Source organism: Pseudarthrobacter sp. KH_020_B, from assembly GCF_057840185.1.
The window spans coordinates 3047287-3060599 of the sequence record NZ_CM174506.1 but is presented as its reverse complement, the minus strand read 5'-3'; the positions used below and the strand labels follow the sequence as shown (position 1 = coordinate 3060599).

The window sequence follows — 13313 nt, the reverse complement described above, 5'->3', positions numbered from 1 at the left end:
CGCCGGCGCGGCCTTCCAGGTCTTTGCCTGGCAGGCCTCTGCCTGGCCGGCCTACGCCGGCGCGAGCGCCTTATTAAGGACAGCCCTGATCCGCTTTTCGGAGACGGAATAGGCCGTTCCGAGTTCGACGGCGAAGAGGCTCACCCGTAGCTCCTCGAGCATCCAGCGGACCTGGGTCAGTTCGGCACCCACCCGGCGCCCGGGCAGCAGGGCCGACACGGCGTCGTCGTAATCGTCTTCCAGCCGCTGGACCGCGGCCATGCTCAGGCCATCCCGCTGGACGTTGCCGGGGAGCTTTTCGAGGCGTTTCTCGATGGCGGCAAGGTAGCGGGGGAGCTGGCTCAGCTGCTTGTAGCCGGTGCGGGCCACAAATCCCGGGAACACGAGCTGCTCGAGCTGGCTCCTGACATCGTTCAGGGCGCTGATCAGCGCCAGGCTTGTGGTCCCTTTCAGCTGTTTCTCAATCCGCCGGGTACTGGCCAGGACGCGCTCCACCACGGCCGTCACACTGAAGACGGTATCGATAAGCTCCGCGCGGACCTGCTCGTAGAGGGCGTCGAAGGACTCGCGGTCCCACGGGAGTTCCGCCGGGGTCAGTTTGTCCACGGCAGCCAGGGCACAATCGGCGATGAGGGCTGATACGGAACCGTGTGGATTCTGGCTGAACGTCAGCTTTTCGGTGTTGTTCAGATGCTCTAGGACGTAGCGGTCCGGTGCCGGTACCCTGAGGGCGAGCAGCCGGATCACACCGCCGCGCATGGCCTCGAGCTGCTCCGACGAGGTCTGGAAGACGCGCAGCGCCACCGATGTTCCTTCATCCACCAACGCTGGATAGCCGGTGACCGTGTGGCCCTTGACCGTGTTGCTGACCTGCCGCTGCACTGTGCCGAAGGCCCACTCGGTCAGGCCGGTCTGCTCCCTGAAGCCTGTGCCGCCGCCGGTTGAATTTCCGCCTGCCGATGACACGGGTACTGTCCCGCCGGCTTTTCCAGATTGTCCAAGAGCCTGCGGCGCGGTGGTTCCGGGCGTCGCCCCCAGGGATTCTGCGATGGCTCGGCGGGTTGCCGGGGCCAGCCGCTCCTGCAGGGCAGTGAGGTCCTTGCCCTCGTCCAGGACCTTGCCCTGGGGATCGACAACCTTGAAGCTCACCCGCAGGTGGGACGGCACAGCGTCCCAGTTCCAGGATCCTGGCGGGATGACGTGGCCGCGGATCCGGCGCAGGGCCAGTTCCAGCGAGGCTTCCAGCTCATCGTGGGCCGGATCGAAGTCCGAATCCAGGGCAGCAACGGCCTGCCGGGCCACATCCGGAGCGGGGACGAAGTTCTTGCGGACCTGCTTGGGGAGTGACTTGATCAGGGCAGCCACAAGCTCGGCGCGTTGGCCGGGGATCAGCCAGCGGAAGGCTGCGTCATCGAGCTGGTTCAGGAAGAGCACCGGGACTTCGGCCGTGACGCCGTCGGACGGGTTGGGGGGAGATCCGGGCGCTACCGGGTGGAACTCGTAGCTGAGCGGCAGCTCGAAGCCCTTGTGCAGCAGCGTCTTCGGATACGCGGCTTCGTCCAGGTCATCGGCGTCGTTGTTGAGCAGCAGTGACTTGTCGTAGTCCAGGAGGTCCGGGCTCTGCTGCCGGGCCTCCTTCCACCATTTGTCGAAATGCCGCTCGGAAACAACATCGGGGCCGATCCTGGCGTCGTAGAACTCGAACAGCGTTTCGTCGTCCACCAGCAGGTCGCGGCGGCGCATCCTGGCTTCGAGTTCCTCGACTTCCAGGAGGAGGGCGCGGTTGCGGTGGAAGAACTTGTGGTGCGTTTTCCAGTCGCCTTCCACCAGGGCGTGCCGGATGAACAGCTCTCGGGCCAGCGCAGGATCCACCCGGCTGTAGTTGATCCGGCGCTGCGGGATGATGGGCACTCCGTACAGGGTGACCTTCTCGTACGCCATGACCGCGCCCATTTTGGTGGACCAGTGCGGCTCGCTGTAGCTGCGCTTGACGAGGTCCGGCGCCACCTGTTCTGCCCAGACGGGATCGAACTTGGCTGCGACCCTGGCCCAGAGGCGGCTCGTCTCCACGAGTTCGGCAGCCATCACAAACGTGGGGGACTTCTTGAAGAGCGACGAGCCGGGGAAGATTGCGAAGCGGCTGCCGCGGGCGCCCGCGTATTCGCGCTTGCGCTCGTCCAGGATGCCGATGTGGCTGAGCAGGCCGGACAGCAGGCTCATGTGGATGCCGTCGTGGTTGCCCACGGGATCGGCCAGGCGCTTGTTGTCCAGGCTGATCCCGAGCGGGCGGGCCATCTGGCGGAGCTGGGCGAAGAGATCCTGCCATTCCCTGACCCGAAGGTAGTTGATGAACTCGGTCCGGCACAGGCGGCGGAACTGGGTGGAGGAGAGTTCCTGCTGTTTCTCCTGCAGGTAGTTCCACAGGTTCAGGAAGCCGGTGAAGTCAGAGTTCTCATCGAGGAACCGGGCATGCTTCTCGGCGGCGAGCTGCTGCTTGTCCGTTGGACGTTCGCGGGGGTCCTGGATCGTCAGTGCCGCGGCCAGGATCATGACCTCGCGGACGCAGCCGCGCTTGCCGGCCTCCACAATCATCCTGCCGAGACGGGGATCCACCGGCAGCTGGGCAAGCTGCTGTCCGACGGCGGTCAGCCCGCCGCTCCTGGCGTCACCTGGTTTTACGGCATTCAAGGCGCCGAGTTCGCGCAGGAGCGTCACGCCGTCGTTGATTGCCCGTGAGTCCGGCGGTTCGACGAACGGGAAGTTCTCCACGTCCTTGGGCGCACGGGCAACGCCCATGGCCGTCATCTGCAGGATGACTGCGGCCAGGTTGGTGCGCAGGATTTCCGGATCCGTGAACAGCGGCCGGGACTCGAAGTCCTCTTCCGCATAGAGCCGGATGGCGATGCCGTCCGACACGCGGCCGCACCGGCCGGAGCGCTGGTTCGCCGAAGCCTGCGACACCCGCTCGATGGGCAGCCGCTGGACCTTGGTGCGGTGCGAGTAGCGGGAAATACGGGCCGTGCCGGTATCGACGACGTACTTGATGCCGGGGACCGTCAGGGACGTCTCGGCCACGTTGGTGGCCAGCACAATCCGGCGGTTTTTGCCGGGGTGGAACACCTTGTGCTGTTCCTGCAGGCTCAGGCGCGCGAACAGCGGGAGCACCTCGGTGCCGGCCAGGCGCCGGTTGGACTGGATCCTGGCGTTGAGTGCCTCTGCTGCGTCGCGGATTTCGCGCTCGCCGGAGAAAAAGACCAGGATGTCGCCGGGGGCCTCGGTGGCGAGTTCGTCAACGGCGTCGCAGACGGCGTCGAGCGGATCGCGGTCCTCTTCGAGTTCGTCGTCGGAGGCCTCAGCGTCTTCGCCATCGGCGGACGATCCGCCGGCTGGCTGGGAAAGCGGCCTGTAGCGGATCTCCACCGGGAACGTGCGCCCGGACACCTCGATGATGGGGGAGGGCCCCTCGTCGGACCCGAAGTGCTTGGCGAAGCGCTCCGGATCGATCGTGGCCGAGGTGATGATGATCTTCAGGTCCGGCCGCTGCGGCAGGATGCGCTTGAGATAGCCCAGGATGAAGTCGATGTTGAGGCTGCGCTCGTGCGCTTCGTCAATGATGATGGCGTTGTATTTGCGCAGCAGCTTGTCCCGCTGGATCTCTGCAAGCAGGATGCCGTCGGTCATGAGCTTGACCTTGGTGGCGCGGCTGACTTCGCCGGTGAACCGCACCTGGAAACCGACTTCCTGGCCGATCTCCACACCGAGTTCCTCGGCGATGCGCTCAGCGACCGTGCGGGCCGCGAGCCGCCGCGGCTGGGTGTGCCCGATCAGGCCGTTGTCGCCCAGACCCAGCTCGAGGCACATTTTGGGGATCTGGGTGGTCTTGCCGGAGCCGGTCGCGCCGGCGATGATGGTCACCTGGTTCGCTGCAATGGCGGCCTTCAGGTCCTCGCGGCGCTCGGAAACGGGCAGCTCAGCAGGGTAGGAGATATGAAATGTCATGGCTGCAGCCAGTCTACTGGGGCGGCGCCTGTTTCCCGCGCTTGCTGCTGGCGACTCCGTTGTCGGCCCCGCTGTTGATCCCGCCGTCAGCCCCGCTCAAATCAGTACATAAGGAGAGGACCCGGCTCTCATGAGCCGGGTCCTCTGGTGTTACTACTGATGGGTTTAATAATGGCGGCCTGAGGCATGCCTGCGGGTCAGAAAATGCGGAGTGTGTAGTTGACGCTGGGCAGGTCCAGGGCGGACCAAGGCTGTTCGGAGGTGACTGGAGGGATATGGCCGCGGCCATCACGCAGGAGCGCTGAGATGGTGGCGGCCAGAACGATGAGGAGCAGTACGACTAGGGCGATTCCGAAGATTTCCATGACTCAATGCTGCTCCGGTGCATGTTCAGGAAACAGTGGCAGAAATGCCCAAAAAGCTCTAATTTCTGCCACAATGGAAGCATGCTGAAATCAGTGGCAGTCATCGTGGTTCCCAACTTCTCGATCTTCGAGTTCGCCACCGCATACGAGGTGTTCGGCTTCGACGGGTCCGGGCGCGATAGTGGTGTTCCGGCCTTCGATTTCCGGGCCTGCACGCCGGAACCCGGAAACGTCCGGATGAAATCAGGCCTCTCCATGAATGTCCCGTTGGGGCTCGATGCCACCGCGGACGCGGACCTCGTGATCATGACCCCGTTCGGAAACGACGACGACGTTCCGGAATCCGTGCTGGAGGCATTACGCGCCGCGCACGCCCGTGGAGCCTGGGTGATGTCCATCTGTTCCGGAGCCTTCGCCCTGGCCCGCGCCGGTCTTCTGAACGGGCGGCGTTGCACCACGCATTGGCATCACTCCCAGGAGCTCGCAAGCCGGTACCCGGAAGTGCTGGTCGATGAAAATGTGCTCTATGTGCAGGACGGCAACCTGATCACCAGTGCTGGAACCGCGGCAGGCATTGATGCCTGCCTCCATCTGGTGCGCGTTGAGCTGGGCGCCAATGTAGCCGCCGCCATTGCGCGGGACATGGTGGTTCCGCCACACCGCGACGGCGGCCAGGCGCAGTTCATAGACCGGCCCGTGCCTACCTGTGGATCGGCGCCGATGGAAGAGTTGCTGCGGTGGATGGTCCAGAACCTGGAACAGGAACACACCGTCGTTGAGTTGGCGTCCCGCGTCCACATGTCAGCCAGGACTTTCGCCCGCCGCTTCCGGTCCGAAACCGGGGCGACACCTGCTGCCTGGCTGAACTCGCAGCGGGTCCTCCGGGCGCAGGAGCTGTTGGAATCCACTGACCTGAACATCGACGAAGTTGCGCGGGAATCCGGCTTTGGCCACCCCGTCCTGCTCCGGCATCACTTTGCCAAGGTGCTGGACACCAGCCCGCAGTCCTACCGTCGGGCCTTCCGGGGGCAACTCGTAACGGCAGGCTAGCTGGCAGCACAGCTAAGCCTGCACGGGACCCTGCCGCCCTGGTTGGTCTTCGGAAGCCGCCCGGGTGCTGTCCACCAGCACGCGCCATGGTCCTGTGACAGCCTGCTCCGGCAGCGCCGCCCGGCGCTGGCCGGCCCGGATCGAATAGATAAATCGGTCGGGCTGGTTTCCTTGCGCTTCCGCGGCTGCAGCCCTGACAGTCTTGGGTACCGCGTCCCAAGGGCATGCTTCCACAATGGGTTGCCACTGGCTTTTGGCGCTCGCGGTCTGGGCGTGCACTGTCCAGACGCGGGTCAGGGCTGCGATGCCGCCACTGCGCTCCACACTGATCTTCATGGCTGGTCCTGGGCTTTCCTGCAGCCTGGCCGCCGGCTCGCGGCAGGCAGGCGTTCAACTAAAGCTTGACCTTCACAGTTTCCCACGCCTGCCGCACGGCGTCATGCTCCGGCGAATCGGCGCCGAACAGGTCGACGGCGGATGCCGCCGTCGCCCTCGCGAAGACCCGGAAAGTGGCGGTGGCAGGCAGCGAGCCGCCGGTCAGTGCGTCGTACCAGATCCGTCCCGGCGCCTCCCAAGCGTTGCCGCCGAGGGACTCTGCCGTGAGATAGAAGGCCCGGTTGGGGATGCCGGAGTTGATGTGGACGCCGCCGTTGTCCGCGCTGGTCCGCACGTACGAGTCCATCGAATCGGGCTGCGGATCCTTACCCAGCACGTCGTCGTCGTACGCTGTGCCCGGAGCCTTCAGCGAGCGGAGAGCCGATCCCTCAACCTGAGGCGTGAAGAGCCCTTCGCCGATCAGCCAGCTGGCTTCGGTCACGGATTGGCCGTTAAGGTACTGTTCCACGAGCGCGCCGAAAACGTCAGACATGGATTCGTTGATGGCACCTGCCTGGTTACGGTAAGCCAGGCCAGCCGAGTACTGGGTGACGCCGTGCGTGAGTTCGTGCCCGATGACGCTCAACGACCGCGTAAAACCCTCGAAAACTTCGCCGTCGCCGTCGCCGAAGACCATCTGCCGGCCGTCCCAGAAAGCATTGTCGTAGAGCTTGCCAAAGTGCACAGTGGCATCGAGCGGCAGGCCTTCGCCGTCGATGGAGTTGCGGCCGAAGACGTCGGCAAACAGGCGATGCGTGTGCCCAAGGCCGTCGTACGCCTCATCAGCGGACTGATCGCCGGAGGCCGGTTCGCCTTCCTTGCGCAAAAGCTTTCCGGGCAGGTTCTCGGAACCGCCGGCATCGTAGACGCTCCTGTTGGGCGGGCCCGGGCGGACGTCCCGCAGTGCCGGGGGAGCGGCTGGAGCCGGCTGGGCACGGGCTGACTGGACGGACCGGACGTGGCTCAGCGCTTCCTTGGCTGCCCGCGCTGCGGCTGAAAACTGCGGTTCGTCCAGGCGGGCCAACCGCCGCAGCAAGTAAGGCGGAATGATCGAACAGAATGTGGCTGGAATGTGCATGGTCTACCCCCTCGAGTTCGTTGAATCAGCCTACGAGGGGGCGCCGACAATCCGACGAAGGCGCACTGAATCCAGCGCGAACGGACAGTTGAGGCCCGGGGCGCGAGGGGACATTTAAGCCCCACGCCTCTGCGCGAACGGACACTTAGGCCCCGCCCAGTTCCGCCCAGCTCCGGCACTTCAAGAATGATGTCAGCGGAGTTATCCACATAGGCGTTGGGTGTGCGTCAGGAATGTAGGTGATCGCTTTTGAGTCCGTTGCGGCGCTAGTCTGGTTGTGAATATAACAACCAGATCTGGAGGTGTTGTGGTGGTTGGTTCGTTGGATGAGATGGAGGCGGAGCGTGCCGGGCTCTATGAGCAGCTGGCGGCGACGGGTGATTTCCGCCGGGGCAGCGTGAGTGAGAACTACCGGCGGTGTGGGAAGCCTAATTGTGCGTGCGCGGCGCCGGGGCATCCCGGGCATGGGCCACGGCAGTTATGGACGCGCACGGGCCCGGGCGGCAAGCGGCGCGGCAGGCAGCTGGCGGCGTTGGAGGTGGATAAGGTCCGTGCCGAGCTGGATGCCTACGCCAGGTTCGCGTCGTTGACTGAGGCGATCGTGGAGGTGAATGAAGCGATCTGCGAGGCCCGCCCGGTCACGGCGGCGGCCGCGGCATCGCCTCCGGGTGCGGGCCCGCTCCAGGACCCCGCCGCGACGGACGGGGAAAAAGGGGGCTCTTGAGCCGGGTCCGGGACGATTTCGCCCGTGAGGTTGAGTCCCTGGCGGCGGTGGCGGCCCGCAGTGTGGGTGCCGGTGCCAGCGGCGGCCTGCCCGTGTTGGAGGAGGCGATCCGTACGGCAATGACCGCTCTGGGCGCGTCCCTGCTGGAGGGCTTGCTGGGCACAGACCTGGGCCACCGCGGCCCCTGCATCCCGTGCGGGGCCGGGCATATGGCCGATTTTGTCTCCTACCGCGCCAAGGTCATCGACACCGTGCTCGGTCCGGTCCGGGTGCAGCGGGCGTACTACCACTGCCGGGTATGCCGGGCAGGGGTAGTGCCCAGGGATGTTGAACTCGATGTGGACGGAGCATCCCTTTCGGGCGGGTTGCGGGCGATGATCGCCACCACTGGCGCCGCGGTGCCGTTCGCCCAGGCCGCTTCCTTGATCAAGGAATTGGCCGGGATTACCTTGAGCACCAAACGGGTCGAGCGTGCCGCTGAGGCAGTCGGGGCCCAGGCCACCACCGCCTTGGACGCCGACACAAAGGCGGTGCTTGCCAGGAAGGTGGTGCCCTTGCCGCCGGTGCCGGAACCGGAAATTCTGTACATCGCCGTGGACGGGACCGGGGTGCCGATGACACCGGCCGAAACGGCCGGGCGGGCCGGCAAGGGCCCGGACGGGCGGGCCCGCACCCGCGAGGCGAAACTGGCCTGCCTGTTCACCCAAACCGGCCTCGACCGGGAGAACCGACCGGTGAGGGACACGGACTCAACGAGCTATCTGGCAACCCTGGAACCAGTGGAGAAATTCTCCGATCTCGTTGCTGCCGAGGCTCGCCGCCGCGGGTCCGAGCACATCCGCCAGCTCGTCGTGCTCGGCGACGGGGCGCACTGGATCTGGAACCTGGCCACCGCCCGCTTCCCCGAAGCCACCCAAATCGTTGATCTCTTCCACGCCCGCGAGCACCTGCATGGACTCGCCGACCTGCTCGCGTTCATCATCACCGAGGACCCCAACGACTGGTACCAGGCACGACGGACCGAACTGGACAACGGCGACATCGAAGCCATCGTCAACGCCGCAATGATCTATCCACTGATCGGCCCCAGGGCCACCGAACGGCGCAAAGCACTGGCCTACTTCCAAACCAACGCCCACCGCATGCGCTACGCCCGCTTCCGCAGCCTGGGCATGTTCGTCGGCTCCGGCACCGTCGAAGCCGGCTGCAAAGCAATCGTTGGCCAACGCCTCAAACTCTCCGGCATGCGCTGGTCCAGCCCCGGAGCCACCAGCATCATCACCCTGCGCTGCCAAAACGCCAGCACCCACCACAACCAGACCACAGCCGCCTAACCGCCACACACGACCCCAAACATGCCGCAGCCCCCAGCTACCTACAAATCTGACGCACACCCATAGGCGTTCATCCTCACGGTCATTGTCAGACCCTGCTGGGAGGATTTGGGTATGGATGGCAGAGGAGCTGTGGCGACGGCGGAGGCCCTTGCGGCTTCTTTCGCTGGGCTGGCTTCTGTGATCCGTGAAGCTGTCGAAGCTTCCGGTTCCTGGGATGCTGATCCGCTGCGCCGGGTGGCGGATGGTTTCCTGGACGGGCTGGCCGAGATCTCACGGTTGGAGGCGAAAAGTGCCGCCTTGAAGGTCTGGCTGGCTGCCGGTTACAGCGACGCTGCCGAGGCTCTGGCGGGCCCGGCCGAGTCGCCGCAGGACCACCGCGGGCAGGAGATGGCCGTTGTCGCCGAGGTCGCCTGTGCCCTGACCGTCAGCGAACGCTCCGCGGGTGCCCTGCTCACGGAGGCACACGCTCTTACATCGACGCTACCGTTGACGATGTCCGCGTTGGAGGCGGGACAGATTTCGTGGCAGCACGCCCGGATCATGGTCGACGAAACCCTGAACCTCGACCCCGCCGGGGCGCAGGCGTTGGAAGCGCATTTCCTGGATCCCGGCCTCGAGAATGCGGCGCGTTCGTGCCTGGCCGGTGAGCTCATTCCCGGGCGGTTCCGGCACAAGGCCCGGACCTGGCGCGAACGCCACCACCCCGTCAGCATCGAGAAGCGCCACACCCGCAGCATTGCCGACCGGCGGGTGGAGTATGCCCCGGACCGCGACGGAATGGCCTGGCTCTCCGCGTACCTTCCCGCCGATCAGGCTGCCGGGATCTGGGACCGGACCACCGCGGCCGCGAGAGCCCTGCAGGGGCCACATGAGGACCGGACCCTCAGCCAACTCCGCGCCGACACCGCCGCCGCCTGGCTCCTCGGCGGCACCGGTGATGGGAGTGGTGAAATGGGCAGCGGTCTTGCTGATGGTGTTCCCTCGCCGCGGGCGCAGGTCTTGATCACGGTTCCGGTAATGTCGCTGCTGGGCCTCACTGAGGAGCCAGCCATGCTCGACGGATACGGCCCGATCCCGCCGTCCATGGCCCGGCAACTCGTCGCCGACGGCGCCGAATCCTTCCACCGGGTCCCAATCGACCCGCGCGACGGTGCACCGCTGGAGATCGGGCGGACCAGCTACCGGCTCACGAAAGCCCAGCGCCAATGGTTGCGGTTTCGGGACGGAAAGTGCCCGTTCCCGGGCTGCAGCAACCACTCCCTCGACAACGAAGCCGACCACCTCCTCGCCTGGGCCCACGGCGGCGGTACCGGGATCTCAAATCTCGGTTCGCCGTGCCCCTACACCACAGGCTCCGCCACACCACCGGTTGGACACCCACCCCAGCCACCAAAGATCAACCACCGGGCTGGATATCACCCACAGGACGGCACTACGCCAGCGAACACCCCGACTGGGAACCACCGGCCTGGCCAGCGCTGGAAACAACCGGGGCATCGAGCACCACGCCACCGTAGCTGGGCTGCGTGGTGAGGCAACGCACCAGCCGCGGAGTCTGAAGTGTCAGCGTGCGGCAAACGCGCCGCTGTGCACATGCGGTCCGTGTCCGCCAGTGCAAGCTCCATAGGGCCTCAAGCGTCCGCCAGCGCAAGCTCGTTGGGGCCTCAAGTGTCCGTTCGCGCAAGCTGGTTGGGGCCTCAAGTGTCCGTTCGCGCGAGCTCGTTGGGGCCTCAAGTGTCCGTTCGCGCGCACCCGGGGCACGAACGCAGAAACCCCCGCCGCTTTTGCAAGCGGCGGGGTTTTTGCCGGTGCCCTCGATTGGAATCGAACCAACGACCTTCTGCTCCGGAGGCAGACGCTCTATCCCCTGAGCTACGAGGGCAATTCAGGGATCCTGCCGTTGCCAGCGGGACGTCCTAGAGCTTAGCAGGAAGGTGCCTGCAAGGAAAAACGGCCCGCTTCAGTAGCCCGAAAAGGAGTCCACGTGAACGCGCCGTGCGCCCGCCTTCCTGGCTGCACGGCGCAGCGAAGCGACGCTGGCCGGTGACCCGGAGATGTAGACAGCGCGGCCGGCGATGTCGGGGACGAGGGCCTGCAGGGAATCTCCGTCCAGCCGGGCGCCGGCGGCAGCGCCCGTCTCCAGGGTCCCGGCATCGGTGATGAACGACGGCGGGGCGGCACCGTCGGCGAGGCGTGCAAGGATGCGCGCCCCGGACGCCTGCAGCTCGGCCGCGTACGCAATTTCCGCAGGGTTACGCGCCAGCAGCAGGAGAACCACGTCCCGGTCCTGCGCGGCGCCGGAAGCCAGGTGGGCCAGATAGGGCGTGATGCCGATGCCCGCGGCGATCAGGAGGACGGGGGCCCGGGGATCGCGGGGAAGGACAAAATCTCCGCCCACGGATGTGGCAGCCACCTCATCGCCAGGCTTCAGGTCCAGCAGGACTTTCTTCGCCGCGGACAGTGGCTCCGCCGTTCGGACGCCAAACGTCACCGTCTCCGAACCGGGGGCACTGGTCAAACTGAACACCCGCCGTCGGCCTTTACCATCAGACTTGGCGTGCGGCAGATCCAGTTCCATGAACTGCCCCGGCACAAAGCGGACGGGACGGGACGGTTCAAAGACGAACTCTGTGGTGCTCGGCGTCAGCGGGCGGGAGCCAGCGAACCGGAGCCTGAGCCCGCCGCGCTGGCCCATGAGAAACGCCAGTAGGTTGCCGACCAGCAAGGCCAGTTCCGGCGAGTTGGCGATGAAACCGAAGTTGTACGGCACCGCGAAGACCACACCAACGAGTGCTGCGAGTGCGAGCTGCTGCCAGCGGCGCGGCGCGAGGGTGAGTGGCTCCGTCAGCATAAAGCCGACGAAGAACAGCAGGGGCCGTTGGGCCAGGGCCTGCCAGAGTGCGCTGCCCAGGGTCAGCCCTGCCTGCAGCAGCTCAGCGCTAACGATTGATGTGGCAACCACAAGGAACACGGCCGCCATGAGCAACTTCCGCGTCCGGTAGAGCACCAGGAGGACGCCCGGGACCAGCAGCCACAGCATGGCAGGGGTCGCCGCCCACCACGTCGCGATGTTCAGGCCCGTCAGCCCGGTTACAAAAGCTCCCGCAGCGGCGGGGTTGAAGATGTGGCGGCCACGCCAGGCCAGCGCGTATTTGGACGCAGAGGCCAGCACACAGGCAAGCGCAACTCCGGCCACATCCAGGGGCACAAAGGAAGGCCAGAACAGGAAATACAGCAGCAGGCCGGTGATCAGCGACGACTCGGAATGCGGGCGGACATGGAAAAGGGCAGCCAGCCCGCGGTTGGATGCGTAGGTCAGGCCGAGACACAGCGCCAGGTGGACGAGCATCTGCGGGATGCCGAACGTCAGCCAGCCAAGGGCATTCAGCAGGAGGCTGTATGCGGCAAGGGTCCCCAGCACCAGGAGGATCAGCCGGTACATCGTGTACTTGCCCAACATGGTGTCCAGCCGGCCGGCGGCGAAAACGGCGGTTGCCTTGGGGGCATCAACGGGGCTCATGAGAACAGTGTCCCTTCAAATCCGGCTGAGTAGGCAGCACTTCCATCAGAAAAGACCGTCAGCCAGGAGAAGTCGAAGCTCCGTTCCAGCTCGCTGCCGGGGACAAAGAACAGGGCGGTGGCCAGAGCATCGGCAACCATGGTGCTTTCCGCCATGGTCCACGTGGCTACCGCAGTGCTGACAGGCAGCCCCGTGGTGCCATCGAGCACATGGTGCAGGCCGTCACCCCATGCCCGTCGGTTTGAGGCTGACGCGCACAAGGCGCCGCCTGCCAGCGGCACGGTCCCGATGGCCCTCGCCGGATCGTACGGGTGCTCCAAGGCCACGGACACCGGATCAGGCCCGCGGTGAAGCAGGTCGCCGCTGGCATCAATCACGAAGGAGTCCAGGCCACAGGAGCGCAACTCCTGAGCGAGAAGGTCCACCAGTTGCCCCTTGCCGGCGGCACCGATGTCCAGGACCACGGGAGCGGAGGTGGTCAGCACACTGCCGTCCCACGCCAGGACGTCCTCCCAGCGGGGTGCCGGCAGTGCGGACCTGGCAGGCCGCAGGGAATAGGCGGCGTCGTACCCGAGGCGCTCCAGGCTGCCGCCGATCAGGGGTGTCATCGCACCGCCGGTGATGTCGTACAGCGAGCGGTACAGCCGGCCAAGGTCTGCCGCTTCGGCCGGCAGCTCATACCGCCCGGGCTCGCGGGCCATGGCACTGACGGTCGAATCGGACCGGAACCGGGACCAGCCGCCGTCGTACCTCTCCACCATGGCGAGCAGCCGGGCGCGGACACTGGCATCGAGCGGACGGGGCGTGGAGATTTCCCAGCGGGTACCGATCCCGTCGAAGCGGAAATCCTCCGGGTCCGGCACGG

The 13313-nt window shown here is 65.9% G+C and carries 9 protein-coding genes, 1 tRNA gene and 2 pseudogenes; 5 read left to right on the top strand and 7 right to left on the bottom strand.

The window, feature by feature from the left end:
• Positions 1-51 precede the first annotated feature (51 nt).
• On the bottom strand, positions 52-3999 hold the full coding sequence (hrpA, locus tag AC3IT0_RS14105; protein WP_489320378.1) for an ATP-dependent RNA helicase HrpA: 3948 nt from the start codon (positions 3997-3999) through the stop codon (positions 52-54).
• Between the two features lie 197 nt (positions 4000-4196).
• On the bottom strand, positions 4197-4364 hold the full coding sequence (locus tag AC3IT0_RS14100) for a hypothetical protein (protein ID WP_489320377.1): 168 nt from the start codon (positions 4362-4364) through the stop codon (positions 4197-4199).
• Positions 4365-4445: 81 nt separating this feature from the next.
• On the opposite strand from AC3IT0_RS14100, the gene AC3IT0_RS14095 reads away from it, so the two are divergent.
• A complete protein-coding gene (locus AC3IT0_RS14095; RefSeq protein ID WP_489320376.1) occupies positions 4446-5414 on the top strand; it encodes a GlxA family transcriptional regulator in 969 nt (322 codons plus the stop codon).
• A gap of 12 nt (positions 5415-5426) precedes the next feature.
• On the opposite strand, the gene AC3IT0_RS14090 is transcribed toward AC3IT0_RS14095, so the two are convergent.
• The gene (locus tag AC3IT0_RS14090; RefSeq protein WP_489320375.1) at positions 5427-5750 is read right to left on the bottom strand and encodes a protealysin inhibitor emfourin; all 324 of its coding nucleotides are present in this window, start codon (positions 5748-5750) and stop codon (positions 5427-5429) included.
• Between the two features lie 58 nt (positions 5751-5808).
• Positions 5809-6867 (bottom strand): M4 family metallopeptidase, encoded by a 1059-nt coding sequence (locus AC3IT0_RS14085; RefSeq protein ID WP_489320374.1) that lies wholly within the window; start codon positions 6865-6867, stop codon positions 5809-5811.
• Between the two features lie 331 nt (positions 6868-7198).
• Here AC3IT0_RS14085 and AC3IT0_RS14080 point away from each other — a divergent pair.
• The 4 genes and pseudogenes from AC3IT0_RS14080 to AC3IT0_RS14065 all read left to right on the top strand — a co-directional run.
• A pseudogene (locus AC3IT0_RS14080) lies at positions 7199-7363 on the top strand (DUF6788 family protein); the annotation flags it as partial.
• Positions 7364-7405: 42 nt separating this feature from the next.
• Complete coding sequence (locus AC3IT0_RS14075; RefSeq protein WP_489323898.1) at positions 7406-7591, top strand: hypothetical protein; 186 nt, start codon at positions 7406-7408, stop codon at positions 7589-7591.
• Positions 7588-8925, top strand: a complete 1338-nt coding sequence (locus AC3IT0_RS14070) for an ISKra4 family transposase (protein ID WP_489320373.1) — start codon at positions 7588-7590, stop codon at positions 8923-8925. Before AC3IT0_RS14075 ends, AC3IT0_RS14070 begins: the two co-directional genes overlap by 4 nt.
• A gap of 114 nt (positions 8926-9039) precedes the next feature.
• Positions 9040-10403: pseudogene (locus AC3IT0_RS14065) on the top strand (HNH endonuclease signature motif containing protein); the annotation flags it as partial.
• Between the two features lie 334 nt (positions 10404-10737).
• Here AC3IT0_RS14065 and AC3IT0_RS14060 read toward each other — a convergent pair.
• The 3 genes from AC3IT0_RS14060 to AC3IT0_RS14050 all read right to left on the bottom strand — a co-directional run bounded on the left by AC3IT0_RS14060 (position 10738) and on the right by AC3IT0_RS14050 (position 13311).
• Positions 10738-10810: transfer RNA gene (locus AC3IT0_RS14060), tRNA-Arg, on the bottom strand.
• 78 nt (positions 10811-10888) lie between these two features.
• Entirely contained in the window at positions 10889-12448 is a 1560-nt protein-coding gene (locus AC3IT0_RS14055) for a ferredoxin--NADP reductase (protein ID WP_489320372.1), read from the bottom strand.
• Positions 12445-13311 (bottom strand): FAD:protein FMN transferase, encoded by an 867-nt coding sequence (locus AC3IT0_RS14050; RefSeq protein ID WP_489320371.1) that lies wholly within the window; start codon positions 13309-13311, stop codon positions 12445-12447. The genes AC3IT0_RS14055 and AC3IT0_RS14050 overlap by 4 nt, the downstream gene beginning before the upstream one ends.
• Between the last annotated feature and the right edge of the window lie 2 nt (positions 13312-13313).